The sequence below is a fragment of the Kitasatospora sp. NPDC058032 genome (assembly GCF_042885845.1).
Lineage (GTDB): Bacteria > Actinomycetota > Actinomycetes > Streptomycetales > Streptomycetaceae > Kitasatospora.
In genome coordinates, this window is the sequence record NZ_JBHVRK010000002.1 from 488,855 (window position 1) to 504,128 (window position 15,274).

The 15,274-nt window shown below is 73.3% G+C and carries 15 protein-coding genes; 10 read left to right on the forward strand and 5 right to left on the reverse strand.

Going from position 1 to position 15,274, the window contains the following annotated elements; genetic code table 11:
• Positions 1-120: 120 nt before the first annotated feature.
• A complete protein-coding gene (locus tag ACFVUH_RS05135) occupies positions 121-585 on the reverse strand; it encodes an Lrp/AsnC family transcriptional regulator (RefSeq protein WP_355361823.1) in 465 nt (154 codons plus the stop codon).
• A gap of 151 nt (positions 586-736) precedes the next feature.
• Entirely contained in the window at positions 737-1,660 is a 924-nt protein-coding gene (locus ACFVUH_RS05140; protein ID WP_387911261.1) for an NADP-dependent oxidoreductase, read from the reverse strand.
• Between the two features lie 201 nt (positions 1,661-1,861).
• On the opposite strand from ACFVUH_RS05140, the gene nadA reads away from it, so the two are divergent.
• On the forward strand, positions 1,862-3,046 hold the full coding sequence (gene nadA, locus ACFVUH_RS05145) for a quinolinate synthase NadA (protein ID WP_387911263.1): 1,185 nt from the start codon (positions 1,862-1,864) through the stop codon (positions 3,044-3,046).
• Between the two features lie 93 nt (positions 3,047-3,139).
• Here nadA and ACFVUH_RS05150 read toward each other — a convergent pair whose 3' ends face one another.
• Entirely contained in the window at positions 3,140-3,433 is a 294-nt protein-coding gene (locus tag ACFVUH_RS05150; RefSeq protein WP_387911265.1) for a hypothetical protein, read from the reverse strand.
• 60 nt (positions 3,434-3,493) lie between these two features.
• Entirely contained in the window at positions 3,494-4,303 is an 810-nt protein-coding gene (locus ACFVUH_RS05155; RefSeq protein WP_387911267.1) for a PspA/IM30 family protein, read from the reverse strand.
• A gap of 300 nt (positions 4,304-4,603) precedes the next feature.
• Here ACFVUH_RS05155 and ACFVUH_RS05160 point away from each other — a divergent pair, with 300 nt between their 5' ends.
• Positions 4,604-5,203, forward strand: coding sequence for a DUF3043 domain-containing protein (locus tag ACFVUH_RS05160; protein ID WP_355361831.1), 600 nt, complete (start codon positions 4,604-4,606; stop codon positions 5,201-5,203).
• 242 nt (positions 5,204-5,445) lie between these two features.
• Positions 5,446-6,141 carry a methyltransferase domain-containing protein gene (locus ACFVUH_RS05165; protein WP_355362115.1) on the forward strand — a complete coding sequence of 232 codons (696 nt, stop codon included), beginning with the start codon at positions 5,446-5,448 and terminating at the stop codon, positions 6,139-6,141.
• A 39-nt stretch (positions 6,142-6,180) separates the two neighbouring features.
• On the opposite strand, the gene ACFVUH_RS05170 is transcribed toward ACFVUH_RS05165, so the two are convergent.
• Positions 6,181-6,384 (reverse strand): hypothetical protein, encoded by a 204-nt coding sequence (locus tag ACFVUH_RS05170; RefSeq protein ID WP_387911269.1) that lies wholly within the window; start codon positions 6,382-6,384, stop codon positions 6,181-6,183.
• A 106-nt stretch (positions 6,385-6,490) separates the two neighbouring features.
• On the opposite strand from ACFVUH_RS05170, the gene cobU reads away from it, so the two are divergent.
• From cobU to ACFVUH_RS05205, 7 genes are all read left to right on the forward strand, one after another.
• Positions 6,491-7,063, forward strand: coding sequence for a bifunctional adenosylcobinamide kinase/adenosylcobinamide-phosphate guanylyltransferase (gene cobU, locus ACFVUH_RS05175; RefSeq protein WP_387911270.1), 573 nt, complete (start codon positions 6,491-6,493; stop codon positions 7,061-7,063).
• Positions 7,064-7,091: 28 nt separating this feature from the next.
• The gene (locus ACFVUH_RS05180) at positions 7,092-8,207 is read left to right on the forward strand and encodes a nicotinate-nucleotide--dimethylbenzimidazole phosphoribosyltransferase (RefSeq protein ID WP_387911271.1); all 1,116 of its coding nucleotides are present in this window, start codon (positions 7,092-7,094) and stop codon (positions 8,205-8,207) included.
• Between the two features lie 72 nt (positions 8,208-8,279).
• Positions 8,280-9,053: an adenosylcobinamide-GDP ribazoletransferase gene (locus tag ACFVUH_RS05185; RefSeq protein WP_387911272.1), complete on the forward strand. Its 774-nt coding sequence runs from the start codon at positions 8,280-8,282 to the stop codon at positions 9,051-9,053.
• 299 nt (positions 9,054-9,352) lie between these two features.
• A complete protein-coding gene (locus ACFVUH_RS05190) occupies positions 9,353-10,861 on the forward strand; it encodes a leucyl aminopeptidase (RefSeq protein WP_355361839.1) in 1,509 nt (502 codons plus the stop codon).
• 411 nt (positions 10,862-11,272) lie between these two features.
• Positions 11,273-12,661, forward strand: coding sequence for a dihydrolipoyl dehydrogenase (gene lpdA, locus ACFVUH_RS05195; protein WP_355361841.1), 1,389 nt, complete (start codon positions 11,273-11,275; stop codon positions 12,659-12,661).
• Positions 12,662-12,717: 56 nt separating this feature from the next.
• Positions 12,718-14,529 (forward strand): 2-oxoglutarate dehydrogenase, E2 component, dihydrolipoamide succinyltransferase, encoded by a 1,812-nt coding sequence (sucB, locus tag ACFVUH_RS05200; RefSeq protein ID WP_387911273.1) that lies wholly within the window; start codon positions 12,718-12,720, stop codon positions 14,527-14,529.
• Positions 14,530-14,724: 195 nt separating this feature from the next.
• On the forward strand, positions 14,725-15,240 hold the full coding sequence (locus tag ACFVUH_RS05205) for a DUF4240 domain-containing protein (protein ID WP_355361845.1): 516 nt from the start codon (positions 14,725-14,727) through the stop codon (positions 15,238-15,240).
• Positions 15,241-15,274 lie beyond the last annotated feature (34 nt).

Sequence of the window (15,274 nt, forward strand, 5' to 3'; positions counted from 1 at the left end):
CAGCGTAGGCAGCGACGGGCCCGGTCCGCGCGTCGGAACGCGGCCGGTCGGGCAGCTTTCGGGCGTCTTCGACGGGCTGCGCGCAGGATTCCTGCGCCGACCCGGGACGCGGCCGGCCGATCAGCCGATGAGCTGGGAGAGGACGACGGAGGAGCGGCTGCGCTGGACGCCCGGCTCTCGGCGGATCCGCTCGATGACCGCCTCCAGGTGCCGCATGTCGGCGGCCCGCAGGTGGACCAGCGCGTCCGGGTCGCCGGTGACCGTCCAGGCGGCGATCACCTCGGGGAACTGGCGCAGGCTGGCGAGGATCTCCTCGGGGGCGGTCCGCTCGCGGCAGTAGACCTCGACGAAGGCCTCGGTCTGCCAGCCGAGCACCGAGGGGTCGAGCACCACGGTGAAGCCGCGGACCACCCCGCGCGCCCGCAGCCGGTCGATGCGGCGGCGGACGGCGGTGGCGGAGAGGTTCACCTGGAGGCCGATCTCCGCGTAGGAGGCGCGGCCGTCCCCGGCCAGCCGGGCGAGGAGGAGGCGGTCGGTCTCGTCCAGGGAGGCCCCGACCAGCTCGTGCGCTCGGCTGCTGCTCATCGGTGCGGGGCTCCACGGGTCGTGCGGCGTCGGGAACGGCGGCGGGGCGACGGCGGCCCGCCGAAACGGTTCGGCAACCATTCTGGCTGATGTCAGGAGTGAGTCCACCGCTGACGGATGACGCGGAGGTGTCCGCGCGCCCCCGGAGGCGTCAGTCCACGAGCAGGACGATCTTGCCCCGGGTGCGGCCCTCCGCGCTGAGCGCCTGGGCCGAGGCGGCCTGGGCGAGCGGGAAGGTGGAGGCGACGGTCACGGTCAGCTGTCCCTCGTCGGCGAGCGCGGCCAGCTCGGCCAGCCCGGCGGCGTCCGGACGGACCCAGACGTACCGGCCGCCGCGTGCCCTGACCCCGAAGTCGGCGACCGAGGCGATCCGGGCCGGGTCGGCGACCAGGGCGGCCGAGACCTCGACGGCCTCGCCGCCGACCAGGTCCAGCGCGGCGTCCACGCCCTCCGGGGCGAGCGCCCGGACCCGGTCGGCCAGGCCTTCACCGTGCCGGACCGGCTCGGCCCCGAGGGAGCGCAGGTAGTCGTGGTTGCGCTCGCCGGCGGTCCCGATCACCCGGGCCCCGAAGGCCCTGGCGAGCTGGACGGCCAGGTGGCCGACCCCGCCCGCGGCGGCGTGCACCAGGACGGTGTCCCCGGCGCCGACGCACACCGCCCGCAGCCCCTGGAGGGCGGTCAGCCCGGCCAGCGGCAGCCCGCCGGCCTGCGCCCAGTCCAGCGCGGCGGGTCTGCGGGCCAGGGTGCGGACCGGCGCGGCGACCAGCTCGGCGTAGGTGCCGTGCTCGACGGCGTCCTTGCGCACGTAGCCGTAGACCTCGTCACCGGGGGCGAACTCGGTGACCCCGCCGCCGACCGCGCGGACCACCCCCGCCGCGTCCCAGCCCATCACCAGCGGGAAGTGCGCGTCGAGCAGGCCGTCCAGCCGGCCCTCCCGCACCTTCCAGTCGACCGGGTTCACCCCGGCCGCCCTGACCTGCACCAGGACCGAGTCGGGACCGACCTTCGGGTCGGGCAGGTCGGTGTACTCGACCACCTCGGGGCCGCCGTAGCGGTGGATCGCGATTGCCTTCATGCCACCAGCGAAACCCGGACGCGCCGGGATCCCGTTTCGGCCACGCCGCGAGCGCCCGGGAAGGCTCCGAACCGGCGAGCGGTTCTCGTCACATCGACAGGATGGCCATCGTCACTCTGACGCTAACCGGTTATCATAGATTGCGTCAGATAGACGAAAAGGCTGCACCGCTTGATCGGCCGCACAGAAGGGCGCCCGCCCGTGACCACCACCATCACCGAGACCTACGGCGTCGACCCCACTCCGACGCCGCTCGCTCTGCTGCTGCTCGGCCGCGAGGCCGACCCGAACAGCGAGCGCGGCGTCGAGTGCCCCGGTGACCTCCCGCCGGCCTCCGACCCGGACCTCGTCGAGCGCGCCCGGGCGGCCAAGGCCGCGCTCGGCGACCGCGTCTTCATCCTGGGCCACCACTACCAGCGCGACGAGGTGATCGAGTTCGCCGACGTCACCGGCGACTCCTTCAAGCTCGCCCGCGACGCGGCGGCCCGCCCGGAGGCCGAGTACATCGTCTTCTGCGGTGTGCACTTCATGGCCGAGTCGGCCGACATCCTCACCGGCGACGACCAGCGGGTCGTCCTTCCGGACCTCGCGGCCGGCTGTTCGATGGCCGACATGGCCACCGCCGAGCAGGTCGCCGAGTGCTGGGACGTACTGACCGACGCCGGCATAGCCGACGTCACCGTCCCGGTCTCGTACATGAACTCCTCCGCCGACATCAAGGCCTTCACCGGCCGGCACGGCGGCACCATCTGCACCTCCTCCAACGCCAAGCGGGCCCTGGAGTGGGCGTTCGAGCAGGGACAGAAGGTGCTCTTCCTGCCCGACCAGCACCTCGGCCGCAACACCGCGGTGCGCGACATGGGCTTCTCGCTGGACGACTGCGTCGTCTACAACCCGCACAAGCCGAACGGCGGCCTGACCGCCGAGCAGCTGCGGGACGCCAGGATGATCCTCTGGCGCGGCCACTGCTCGGTGCACGGCCGGTTCACCCTGGACTCGGTGAACGACGTGCGCGAGCGGATCCCCGGTGTCAACGTCCTGGTGCACCCGGAGTGCCGGCACGAGGTCGTCGCGGCCGCGGACATGGTGGGCTCGACCGAGTACATCATCAAGGCGCTGGACGCCGCCGAGCCCGGCTCCAAGTGGGCCATCGGCACCGAGCTGAACCTGGTGCGCCGGCTCGCCAAGGCCCACCCGGACAAGGAGATCGTCTTCCTGGACCGGGCGGTCTGCTTCTGCTCCACCATGAACCGGATCGACCTGCCGCACCTGGTGTGGGCACTGGAGTCGCTGGTCGAGGGCCGGGTGCCGAACGTGATCACCGTCGACCCGGAGACCGAGAAGCACGCCAAGGCGGCGCTGGACCGGATGCTGGCCCTGCCGTAGCGCGGGGCGGTCCGCCGCTCGGGCGGCACGGACGAAGGGCGGGCCCCCTCCCGGTGGGAGGGGGCCCGCCCCTGTGTCTGGCCGAGACGGCGGCTACTCGGGAACGCCCGGGATGAGACCGTCGCCCTCGTCGCGCAGCAGCACCCGGACCTCCTCGATGGAGGCCTCGGCGTCCGGCAGGATCAGGTCGGACGGCTCCAGCGAGTCGTCCGGCAGCGGGGTGCCGAACTTCTTCACGGCGCCCAGCAGCTCACCGAGCGCCCGGCGGAAGTGTTCCTCGTCCCCCGAATCCAGTGCGGTGAGGAGCTCCTCGTCGAGCTCGTTGAGCCGGTTGAGGTGGGCCTCGCCCACCTCGAACTGCCCCTCACCCATGACCCTCATGATCATGCCGTGCGTCTCCCTGTTCCTGGGGATGTCTCCCGGAGCTGCTCCTCGGTGGAGCTCAGGTCACTTGTTGTAGTTGATCCGCGGGGTGTCCTGCTGCTGCTGCGGCGCGGCGTCCTGCGGGCGGCCCTGCTCGATCGCCTGCGGGCCGGAGGCCGGGGAGCCGCCGGTCAGCTCGGCCTTCATGCGGGCCAGCTCCAGCTCGACGTCGGAGCCGCCGGCCACCCGCTCCAGCTCGGCCTCGATGTCGTCCTTGCGGCCGAGACCGCTGGCGTCGTCGAGCGCGCCGGAGGCCAGCAGCTCGTCGATCGCGCCGGCCCGGGCCTGCATCTGCGCGGTCTTGTCCTCGGCCCGCTGGATCGCGAGGCCCACGTCGCCCATCTCCTCCGAGATTCCGGAGAAGGACTCGGCGATCCGGGTCTGCGCCTGGGCCGCGGTGTAGGTGGCCTTGATGGTCTCCTTCTTGGTGCGGAAGGCGTCGACCTTGGCCTGCAGCCGCTGGGAGGCGAGCGTGAGCTTCTCCTCCTCGGCCTGGAGCTGCTGGTACTGCACCTGCAGGTCGTTGATCTGGGACTGCATGCTCGCCTTGCGGGTCAGGGCCTCGCGGGCGAGGTCCTCCCGGCCGAGCGAGAGCGCCTTGCGTCCCTGGTCCTCGTACTTCGACGACTGCTGCTGCAGCTGGGTCAGCTGCAGCTCCAGGCGCTTGCGCGAGGTGGCCACGTCCGCGACGCCACGACGTACCTTCTGCAGCAGCTCCAGCTGCTTCTGGTACGAATAATCCAGCGTCTCACGCGGGTCTTCCGCCCGGTCCAGGGCCTTGTTCGCCTTGGAGCGGAAGATCAGCCCCATACGCTTCATGATTCCGTCGCTCATGGGCCTCGGGTGCCCCCTTCTCCGGCCTGCGGTCTCTATCTCGTTACCAGACACGACGAGTGTATGTGCAGCGAGCCCGTCGCCGCAGTGCACCTGCCTGCAACAAGAGTGCTACAGGTCGGTCCCGTAAAGCCTCCTCCGCGGGGTGGATCCCGTTCTCGTACCACCCGCCGGTCAGCGGAGTGATCCCCTACGGGGAACCCCGGGGAAACCCGAGGCCGGCCGCCCGGGACGCGATCGATATGCGTTTGGTTCCCGGGGGACCGGAGGAAGCCGTCCCGCACCCCGTAGGCTGGTGGTGTGTTCCGACGCCGTTCAGATGATGCCGCTGCCTCCGCCGCCGTGCTGGAGAAGCAGGACGAGACGACCCAGCCCCGCGACCCGCAGGCGAAGAAGGGCCGCCCCACGCCCAAGCGCAGTGAGGCCGAGGCCAACCGGCGGACCAGGGTGAACGTGCCCAAGGACCGCAAGGAGGCCACCCGCCAGGCCCGCGAGCGGATGCGTGCCGAGCGCGAGAAGCAGCGCACCGCGCTGCTGGAGGGCGACGAGCGCCACCTCCCGGCCCGTGACAAGGGCCCGGTGCGCAAGTTCACCCGCGACTACGTGGACGCCCGCTGGTCGCTGGCCGAGTTCTTCCTGCCGGCCGCGGTCGTGATCCTGGTGCTCAGCATCGTCAAGGTGCCGGCCCTCCAGCTGCTCTCCACGCTGCTGTTCCTGCTCTTCTTCGTCCTGGTGGTGCTGGACTTCGTCCGGCTCGGCTTCGGCCTGCGCAAGCAGCTCGCCGAGCGCTTCGCCGGGCAGAACACCCGTGGCGCGGTCGCCTACGGTCTGATGCGCATCCTGCAGATGCGCCGGCTGCGACTGCCCAAGCCGCAGGTGCGGCGCGGGGAGAAGCCCTGACCGCCGAACCGGTGGACTCCGGCTGGGCCCCTCCCGTCTGGGACGGGCCCGGCCTCTACGCGCTCCCCGGCCAGGGCGGCGGCGGCCACGACCGGTTCGCCCAGGAGCGCGCCGGGTACGACCGCGGCGGGTACGAGCTGACCGGGTACGAGCGGCGGCTGCCTTCGCGCAGCGGCTCCTTCGCCGGCGCCGGCCCGTCCGCCGGGCGGTCCGGCTCGCTGCGCAACCTCGTCCGGCAGGAGATGGTCGCCCGGCAGCTCGCCGAGCAGCTGGCCGGCCGCGACGCGCAGCGCGTCCTCGACATCGGCTGCGGCCAGGGCACCCAGGCGCTGCGGCTGGCCCGGGCCGGGCACTACGTCACCGGCATCGACTCCGACCCGGCCGCGCTCGGCGCCGCCCAGGGCGCACTCGCCGAGGAGTCCGAGGCGGTGCGGGAGCGGGTCCAGCTGCTGATCGGCGACGGCCACCAGTGCGGGCGCTGGTTCGGGGCGCGCAGCTTCGACGTCGTGCTCTGCCACGGTGTGCTGATGTACCTGCCCGACCCCGATCCGATGATCGCCTCGCTGGCCCGGCTGCTCGCCCCCGGCGGACTGCTCTCCCTGGTGGTGCGCAACCGCGACGCGCTCGCCCTGCGGCCCGCGGCCGCCGGCGACTGGCGGGCCGCCCTGGAGGCCTTCGAGAGCGACCGGTACTACAACCGGCTCGGGCTGGCGGCCCGCGCCGACCGGATCGCCGACCTCGCCGTCACCCTCTCCGAGGTGTCCGTGCCGCTGCGGCGCTGGTACGGCGTGCGGGTCTTCACCGACCACGCCCCCGACGACGCGGCGCCGGTCGACGGCCGGCAGCTCGCCCAGCTGCTGGAGGCCGAGGAGCGCGGCGGGCGCACCGACCCGTACCGGCAGGTCGCCGCGCTGCTGCACGTCGTCGGCATGAAGTAGCCCCGGAGCCGGGCCGGCTCCGGGGCCACCTCCGGCGGCTCAGTCCTCGTGCAGGCCCATCGTGTAGACCTCGCGGCCGTCGTCCAGCAGCACCGCGCGGTCCACGCCGTCCTCGGCCAGCTGCTTCCAGTTCTCCCCGATCCAGGTCTCCGCGTCCCCCTGGCCGGCGAACTCCTCCGCCTGGCCGCTGTCCGTGGCCACCACGGTGCCGTCCGCCTTCTCGTACCGCCATGTCCAGACCATGCCCGGCTCCTCCCGCCGACGATCAGCGATGCGCTGTGTGCGCACCCTAAGCCCTCAGGTTGCCCGGCCGGATCTTCGCTATGCGCGGTGCGCGAGGATGGGGTGCATGACATCCGACGCCCCACTCCCCCGCACCCTGCTGCTCGGCGGCGCCCGGTCCGGCAAGTCCACCAGGGCCGAGCAGCTGCTCGCCCACCACGAGGACGTGCTGTACGTCGCCACCGGCGGTACCCGGGACGGCGACACCGAGTGGGCGCAGCGGGTCGCGCTGCACCGGGAGCGGCGACCGGCGGGCTGGCGCACCGCCGAGACCTGCGACCTGGAGGCTGTCCTGGCCGACCCCGCCGACCCGGCACCGGTGCTGGTCGACTGCCTGGCGCTGTGGCTCACCGCCGTCATGGACGAGTGCGGCGCCTGGGACGACGCGGTCTGGGCGGACGGCGGCGAGGCCGCGGTGCAGCGGCGCTGCGCGGCGCTGGCCCGGGCCTGGGCCGGTACCCCGCGGCAGGCGGTGGCGGTCAGCAACGAGGTCGGCATGGGCGTCGTCCCGGCCACCGCCGCCGGCCGCCGGTTCCGCGACACCCTGGGCCGGCTCAACATGGCGATCGCCGACGCCTCCGAGCGTGTGCTGCTGGTGGTCGCGGGGCAGGTTCTCACCGTCAAGCCCGCCGCCGACTGAACGACGGCGGCGTGTAGCCTTCCGGACGATGGACACGACCGTGGATCTCGATACGTTCTCCTCGCTCGTCGAGCGCCCCGACGAGAGCGCCCGGCGCGCCGCCGAGGAACGGTGGCAGGAGCTGGACCGGCCTCGCAACGGCCTCGGCAGGCTGGAGGAGCTGGGCGCCTGGCTGTCGTCCGTGCAGGGGCGCTCCCCGGTACGGCCGCTGTCGGCGCCCAAGGTGGTGCTGTTCGCCGCCGACCACGGGGTGGCCCGCCTCGGGGTGTCCCGACTGCCCGCGCAGGGCGGTACGGCGGCGCGGGTGCGCGCCGTGCTCGACGGCACCGCGCCGGTCGCGCTGCTCGCCCGCCGCTTCGGCGCCGGGGTGCGGGTGGTGGACGTCGCGGTCGACGCCGACGCCGACGGCTTCCCCGGCGAGGTCACCGAGCACCGGGTGCGGCGCGGCTCCGGGCGGATCGACGTCGAGGACGCGCTGAGCCCCGAGGAGACCGCCAGGGCGTTCCGGGCCGGCATGGCGGTGGCCGACGAGGAGGCCGACGCCGGGACCGACCTGGTGGTGCTGGGCGACCTCGGGGTCGGCTCGACCACGGTGGCGGCGGTGCTGGTCGGCGCGCTCTGCGGGACGGACGCGGCGGCGGTCACCGGGCGCGGCTCGGGCATCGACGACCGGGTGTGGATGGTCAAGTGCGCGACCGTGCGGGACTCGCTGCGCCGGGCCCGCCCGGTGCTGGGCGACCAGCTGGCGCTGCTCGGGGCCACCGGAGGGGCGGACTTCGCGGCGATCACCGGATTCCTGCTGCAGGCCGCGGTGCGCAAGCTGCCGGTGGTGCTGGACGGGGTGGTCTCGGCGGCGTGCGCGCTGGTCGCGCAGCGGATCGCGTTCCGGGCGCCGGAGTGGTGGCGGGCCGGGCAGACCAGCGGTGAGCCGGCGCAGGCGAAGGCCTACGACCGGCTGACGCTGACGCCGCTGCAGGAGCAGGGCATCACGATGGGCGAGGGGGTCGGCGCGCTGATGGCGCTGCCGCTGCTCCAGGCCGCGGCGGACACGCTGGCCGAGGAGGTGCCGGAGGTGTTCGTGTCGGCGGCGCCGAGGGAGCCGGCGCGGCTGCCGACGGCGACGGAGCTGCTGGGGAAGCTGTAGGACGGGTCGGGGGCCCGGGTCCGGTCGGTGACGACGGGTCCGGGCCCTTCGGCTGTTCCGAGTGGTCGGTGGGTGGTCGGTGTGCGGGACGGGTTGCGGTTCGCGTTCGGGACCTTGTCGGTTCTGCGGGTGCGGGTCGAGCGGTGGGACCGGGAGGCCGGGGGGCGGGCGATGGTGCTCGCTCCGGTGGTCGGGGTGGTGCTGGGGGCGCTCGCCGCGGGTGCGGGGGCCCTGGTCGCCTGGCGGGCGGGCGGGCCGCTCGGGGCGGTGGCGGCGGTCGGGGTGCTCGCGGCGCTGACCCGTGGGCTGCACCTGGACGGGCTCGCGGACGTCGCGGACGGCCTGGGCAGCGGGAAGCCCGCCGAGGACGCCTTGCGGATCATGAAGCAGTCGGACATCGGCCCGTTCGGCGTGCTCACCCTCGTCCTGGTGCTGCTGGCGCAGGTCGCGGCGCTGGCCGGGCAGTTCGCCGCCTCCCCGCTGCGCGGTGCGCTCGCGGTGCTCGCGGCGGCGGTGGCCGCGCGGTGCGCGCTCGCCTGGGGGTGTCTGCGGTCGGTGCCGGCGGCCCGGCCGGGCGGGCTGGGCGCGATGGTGGCGAGCACGGTGACGCCGGGTGCGGCCGTCGTCTCGACGGGCGCGGCGGCGGCCCTGCTCGCTCTCGCCGGCATGACGGACGGATGGTCAGCTGCCGTGCTGCCGACGGCCGTTGTTCTTGGCCTCGGTGGATCCTGGCTGCTGCTGCGGCGCTGCGTGCGGCGGTTCGGCGGGATCACCGGGGACGTGCTCGGCGCGATGGCGGAGACCGCCGCGACCGGCGCCCTGCTGGCAGTCGCGCTGCTGCGCTGAGGAGGACGCCAAGGCCCGTGCGCCGAAAGGCGGTACACCGGGCGGCGCGTGATCCCAGCATGCGGACTACCATGCGGGGAGCACCGCAGCCCTGCACCGCCGCAGGTCCTGCCCGTCCTGCGCACGTCGAGGCGCCGGGGCCTCTGGTGTGCGCGACCGCCGCGGCGGTGGGCGCGCGCAGCCAGGGGTCCCGGGTCCGGCGGACGCCGGCCGGTCGGCCTGGCCGGCGGACCGGGCTGCGCCGGTGCGGCACACGCGCCGCGACCGGTCGTGGACCGCGAAAGAACAGGACGTTTTACGTGACTGCATTGTCTGTGAGCACCTCCTCCGCCGCCTCGCTGCGCGCGGACGCCCTGGTGGTCGGCGTGGCGAAGGGCCCCAAGGGCATCGTGCTGGCCCCCGGCGCCGAGGCCGTGGCCGAGGCGTTCGAGGGCAAGCTGACCGAGGTTCTCAGCACGCTGGGCGCCACCGGCGCCGAGGGCGAGACCGTCAAGGTCCCCTCCCCGGCCGGTCTCAAGGCCGCGCTCGTGCTCGCGGTCGGCCTCGGTGACGCCGCCGAGGGCGGGTACGAGCTGGAGGCGCTGCGCCGCGCCGCCGGTGTGGCTGCCCGCGCCCTGGCCGGTGCCAAGAAGGCCGCGCTGGCCCTGCCGGCCGAGTCGGCCGACGAGATCGAGGCGGTCGCGCTGGGTGCCCTGCTCGGCGCCTACGCGTTCGGCACCTACAAGAACAACGGCAACGGCGGCAAGGAGCCGGTCGGCGAGCTGGTGCTGCTGTCGACCCGCAAGGGCAGCAAGGACGCCAAGGCCGCGGTCGAGCGCGCCCTGGTCGTCGGCGAGGAGATGAACCGCGCCCGCGACCTGGTCAACACCGCCCCGAACGACCTGAACCCGAAGTCCTTCGCCGCGCTCGCCCAGGCGGCCGGCAAGGAGCACGGCCTCAAGGTCGAGGTGCTGGACGAGAAGGCGCTGCTCAAGGGCGGCTTCGGCGGCCTGCTGGGCGTCGGCAACGGCTCGGTCAACCCGCCGCGCCTGGTGAAGGTGGCCTACACCCACCCGAAGGCCAAGGCCAGCCTGGCGTTCGTCGGCAAGGGCATCACCTACGACTCGGGCGGCATCTCGCTGAAGCCGGCCGGCCACAACGAGACCATGAAGTGCGACATGGCCGGCGCCGCCGCGGTGTTCGCCGCCGTGGTCTCCGCCAAGCGTCTCGGCCTGCAGGTCAACGTCACCGCCTGGCTTGCGCTGGCGGAGAACATGCCGTCCGGCTCGGCCACCCGCCCGGGCGACGTGCTGCGGATGTACGGCGGCAAGACCGTCGAGGTGCTGAACACCGACGCCGAGGGCCGCCTGGTGCTGGCCGACGCCATCGTGCGCGCCGGCGAGGAGAACCCGGACGTGATCGTCGACGTCGCCACCCTGACCGGCGCGATGATGATGGCGCTGGGCAACCGCACCTTCGGCGTGATGGCCAACGCCGACGAGCTGCGCGACACCCTGCACGCGGTCGCCGGCGAGGTGGGCGAGCAGTCCTGGCCGATGCCGCTGCCGGCCGAGCTGCGCAAGGGCATGACCGAGTCGACCGTCGCCGACCTGGCCAACATGGGCGAGCGGATGGGCGGCGGCCTGGTGGCCGGCCTGTTCCTCAAGGAGTTCGTGGCCGAGGGCATCGACTGGGCGCACCTGGACATCGCCGGTCCGGCGTTCCACGAGGGCGCGCCGTTCGGCTACACCCCCAAGGGCGGCACCGCCTCCGCGGTGCGCACCCTGGTCCGCTTCGCCGAGCAGAAGGCGGCGGGCGGCAAGGCCTGACGGCCCGGCACGACCGACGGACGGGGTCCGGTGCGCACGCCGCGCCGGGCCCCGTCCGGCTATCCGGGGCGGGTTACCTGCCGGTAGGGGACACGGGGCGGCCACCGCACCTCTGTTCGCTGCGGGCGAAACTTTGTTCCACAGTGCGGAACCCGGGGCCCCGAGGGCTCGCCGACCGCTCGCCGCCCTCCCGGCCAACCCCGCTCTGAGCTGCGACGATGGCCCCGGACATGGACTGTTCCCGGCGTTCCCACCACCCCTCGGGCCGCCCTCGGGGCGGACCCGGACATCAGTCGCCGCGAACAAGTGCGAAGATGTATTTCCGGCACGACTGGGCGCCCCACAAAGGCTTCCGACCCACCGGACCGCGACCGGCCCGGCGATCCACACCCCTTGCTTGGAGGACGTGACGTGGCGAACGACGCCAGCACCGTTTTCGACGTAGTCATTCTCGGAGGCGGAAGCGGCGGTTACGCCGCGGCGCTCCGCGGCGCCCAGCTGGGCCTGAGCGTCGCCCTGGTCGAGAAGGGTGAGCTCGGCGGCACCTGCCTGCACCGCGGCTGCATCCCGACCAAGGCCCTGCTGCACGCGGCCGAGATCGCCGACGAGACGAAGGAGGCCGCCGAGTTCGGCGTGCTGGCCACCTTCCAGGGCATCGACATCAACGGCGTCCACAAGTACAAGAACGACGTCGTCGCCGGCCTCTACAAGGGCCTGCAGGGCCTGGTGGCGTCCCGCAAGGTCACCTTCATCCAAGGCGAGGGCAAGCTCTCCTCGCAGACCTCGGTGGACGTCAACGGCCAGCGCATCGAGGGCCGCCACATCGTGCTGGCCACCGGCTCCGTGCCGCGCTCGATCCCGGGCCTGGAGATCGACGGCGACCGCGTCATCTCCTCGGACCACGCCCTCAAGCTCGACCGCATCCCGAAGTCGGCCGTCATCCTCGGCGGCGGCGTGATCGGCGTCGAGTTCGCGTCCGTCTGGAAGTCGTTCGGCGTCGACGTCACCATCGTCGAGGCCCTGCCGCACCTGGTCCCGCTGGAGGACGAGGGCTCCTCCAAGCTGCTGGAGCGCGCCTTCCGCAAGCGCGGCATCAAGTTCGAACTGAAGGCCCGCTTCTCGGGCGTCGAGTACACCGAGACCGGTGTGCGCGTCTCCACCGAGAACGGCAAGCAGATCGACGCCGACCTGCTGCTCGTCGCCATCGGCCGCGGCCCGGTCTCGGCCGGCCTGGGCTTCGAGGAGAACGGCGTCGCGATGGACCGCGGCTACGTCCTCGTCGACGAGTACATGCGCACCAACGTGCCGACCGTCTCGGCCGTCGGCGACCTCGCCCCGACCCTGCAGCTGGCGCACGTCGGCTTCGCCGAGGGCATCCTGGTCGCCGAGCGCCTGGCCGGCCTCAAGCCGGTGCCGATCGACTACGACGGCGTCCCGCGCGTGACCTACTCCAACCCCGAGGTGGCCTCCGTCGGCATCTCCGAGGCCAAGGCCGTCGAGCTGTACGGCAAGGAGAAGGTCGTCACCGTCAAGTACAACCTGGCCGGCAACGGCAAGAGCAAGATCCTGAAGACCGCCGGCGAGATCAAGCTCGTCCAGGTCAAGGACGGCGCCGTCGTCGGTGTCCACATGGTCGGCGCCCGCATGGGCGAGCAGGTCGGCGAGGCCCAGCTGATCTACAACTGGGAGGCTCTGCCGGCCGAGGTCGCGCAGCTCATCCACGCCCACCCGACCCAGTCCGAGGCCCTCGGCGAGGCGCACCTGGCGCTGGCCGGCAAGCCGCTGCACGCGCACGACTGATCGCGCCCCCCACCCCCCATTCCAGTTCGCAAGACTTGATAGGAGTCGCTGAAACCATGGCGGTCTCAGTAACACTGCCCGCGCTGGGCGAGAGCGTTTCCGAGGGCACCGTCACCCGTTGGCTGAAGGCCGAGGGTGAGCGCGTGGAGGTCGACGAGCCGCTGCTCGAGGTCTCCACCGACAAGGTCGACACCGAGATCCCGGCCCCGGCCTCCGGCATTCTGGCCTCGATCAAGGTCGCCGAGGACGAGACCGTCGAGGTCGGCGCCGAGCTGGCGATCATCGACGACGGCTCGGGTGCCCCGGTCGCCGCTCCGGCTCCGGTCGCCGAGGCCGCTCCGGTTGCCCCGGCCGCTCCGGTCGCCGCCCCGGCCCCGGTCGCCGAGGCCCCGGTCGCCGCTCCGGCCCCGGTCGCCGAGGCTCCGGCCGCCCCCGCCGCCGCTCCGGCCGCCGACGCCACCCCGGTGCTGCTGCCGGCGCTGGGCGAGTCGGTCACCGAGGGCACCGTCACCCGCTGGCTGAAGGCCGAGGGCGACACGGTCGAGGTCGACGAGCCGCTGCTCGAGGTCTCCACCGACAAGGTCGACACCGAGATCCCGTCGCCGGTCGCCGGCACGCTGGTGAAGATCCTGGTCGGCGAGGACGAGACCGCCGAGGTCGGCGCCCAGCTTGCGCTGATCGGTGCCGCGGGTGCCGTCGCCGCCGCTCCGGTCGCCGCTGCTCCGGCCGCCCCGGTCGCGGCTCCGGCCCCGGTCGTGGAGGCCCCGGTCGCCGCTCCGGCTCCGGTCGCCCCGGCTGCTCCGGCTCCGGTCGCCGCCCCGGTTGCCGCTCCGGCTCCGGTTGCCGCCGCTCCGGCCGCTCCGGCCCCGGTCGCCGCTCCGGCCCCGGTCGCCCCGGCTGCCCCGGCTCCGGTCGCCGCCCCGGTCGCCGACGCCGGTGACGCCTACGTCACCCCGCTGGTGCGCAAGCTCGCCGCCGAGCACGACGTCGCGCTGTCCGCCGTCACCGGCACCGGTGTCGGCGGCCGCATCCGCAAGCAGGACGTCCTGGCCGCCGCCGAGGCCGCCAAGGCCGCCCAGGTGCAGGCCCCGGCCCCGGTCGCCGCCGCGCCGGCCGCCGCACCCAAGGCCGCCGTCGCGCCGTCCGCCCTGCGCGGTCAGACGGTCAAGATGACCCGCATGCGCAAGGTCATCGGCGACAACATGATGAAGGCCCTGCACGAGCAGGCGCAGCTCACCAGCGTGGTCGAGGTGGACGTCACCAAGATCATGTCGCTGCGCGCCAAGGCCAAGGACGGCTTCCTGGCCCGCGAGGGCGTCAAGCTCTCCCCCATGCCGTTCTTCGTCAAGGCCGCCGCCCAGGCGCTGAAGACCCACGCGGTCGTCAACGCCCGGATCAACGACGCCGAGGGCACCATCACCTACTTCGACACCGAGAACATCGGTATCGCGGTGGACTCGGAGAAGGGTCTGATGACCCCGGTCATCAAGGGTGCGGGCGACCTCAACATCGCCGGCATCTCCAAGAAGACCGCCGAGCTGGCCGGCAAGGTGCGCGACAGCAAGATCACCCCGGACGAGCTGTCCGGCGCCACCTTCACCATCAGCAACACCGGTTCGCGCGGTGCGCTGTTCGACACCGTCATCGTGCCGCCGAACCAGGCCGCGATCCTGGGCATCGGCGCCACGGTCAAGCGCCCGGTGGTCATCGAGGCCGACGGCGGCACCGCCATCGGCATCCGCGACATGACCTACCTGTCGCTCTCCTACGACCACCGCCTGGTGGACGGCGCCGACGCCGCCCGCTACCTGGTGGCCGTCAAGGAGATCCTGGAGGCCGGCGAGTTCGAGGTCGAGCTCGGCCTGTAAGGCCCCGGGAGTCCACCTCCGGCAGCACCGGAACCCCGCGCCGTCCCCGGACGGCGCGGGGTTCCGCGTGTCCGGGGCCCTCCCGGCGGCCACGGCCGGGGGCTTCGCGCCGTTCCGGGTTTTTCGAGCGGTTCCGGGTGATTCACCCGTTCTTCGCATGCGCGCGTGCGGCCGAACAGGGATGCTGGAGCGGTGATGGACGAGACCGACTTCTGGCTGATCATCGACGAGACCCGGGAGGCCGCCGAGGGCGACCCGGACGAGCAGGCGGACCGCCTGGTGGAACGGCTCGGTGAGCTGGCCCCGGACGACGTCATCGACTTCGCCCGGCTCTTCGAGGCCCGCTTCCAGCGCGCCTACCGCTACGACCTGTGGGGCGCGGCGTACCTGCTGCTGGGCGGCGCCTCCGAGGACTCCTTCGACTACTTCCGGTGCTGGCTGATCGGCCAGGGCCGGGACGTCTTCGAGGGCGGCCTGTACGAGCCCGACGACCTGGCGGACCTGCTGCCGGAGTTCGACGAGGAGGAGGACGGCGAGGCCGAGGACCTCGGCTACGCCGCCGACGAGGCCTACGAGCAGCTGACCGGACTGCCGCTGCCCGAGGTGGGCGGGCGGCAGCCCGCGCGGCCGTCCGGAGCCGCCTTCGACTTCGACGACCCGGACGTCATGGCGAAACGGTTTCCCAAGCTCTGGGAGCGGTACGGGGATTGAGGACGGGGGACGGAGGGCGAGGGGCCGAGGACGA

Excerpts from the sequence above, each read along its gene's own strand:
- ACFVUH_RS05135 (WP_355361823.1), bottom strand. The coding sequence starts at position 585 with ATGAGCAGCAGCCGAGCGCACGAGCTGGTCGGGGCCTCCCTGGACGAG.
- ACFVUH_RS05140 (WP_387911261.1), bottom strand. The coding sequence starts at position 1,660 with ATGAAGGCAATCGCGATCCACCGCTACGGCGGCCCCGAGGTGGTCGAG.
- ACFVUH_RS05150 (WP_387911265.1), bottom strand. The coding sequence starts at position 3,433 with ATGATCATGAGGGTCATGGGTGAGGGGCAGTTCGAGGTGGGCGAGGCC.
- ACFVUH_RS05155 (WP_387911267.1), bottom strand. The coding sequence starts at position 4,303 with ATGAGCGACGGAATCATGAAGCGTATGGGGCTGATCTTCCGCTCCAAG.
- ACFVUH_RS05165 (WP_355362115.1), top strand. The coding sequence starts at position 5,446 with ATGGTCGCCCGGCAGCTCGCCGAGCAGCTGGCCGGCCGCGACGCGCAG.
- ACFVUH_RS05170 (WP_387911269.1), bottom strand. The coding sequence starts at position 6,384 with ATGGTCTGGACATGGCGGTACGAGAAGGCGGACGGCACCGTGGTGGCC.
- cobU (WP_387911270.1), top strand. The coding sequence starts at position 6,491 with ATGACATCCGACGCCCCACTCCCCCGCACCCTGCTGCTCGGCGGCGCC.
- ACFVUH_RS05180 (WP_387911271.1), top strand. The coding sequence starts at position 7,092 with ATGGACACGACCGTGGATCTCGATACGTTCTCCTCGCTCGTCGAGCGC.
- sucB (WP_387911273.1), top strand. The coding sequence starts at position 12,718 with ATGGCGGTCTCAGTAACACTGCCCGCGCTGGGCGAGAGCGTTTCCGAG.
- ACFVUH_RS05205 (WP_355361845.1), top strand. The coding sequence starts at position 14,725 with ATGGACGAGACCGACTTCTGGCTGATCATCGACGAGACCCGGGAGGCC.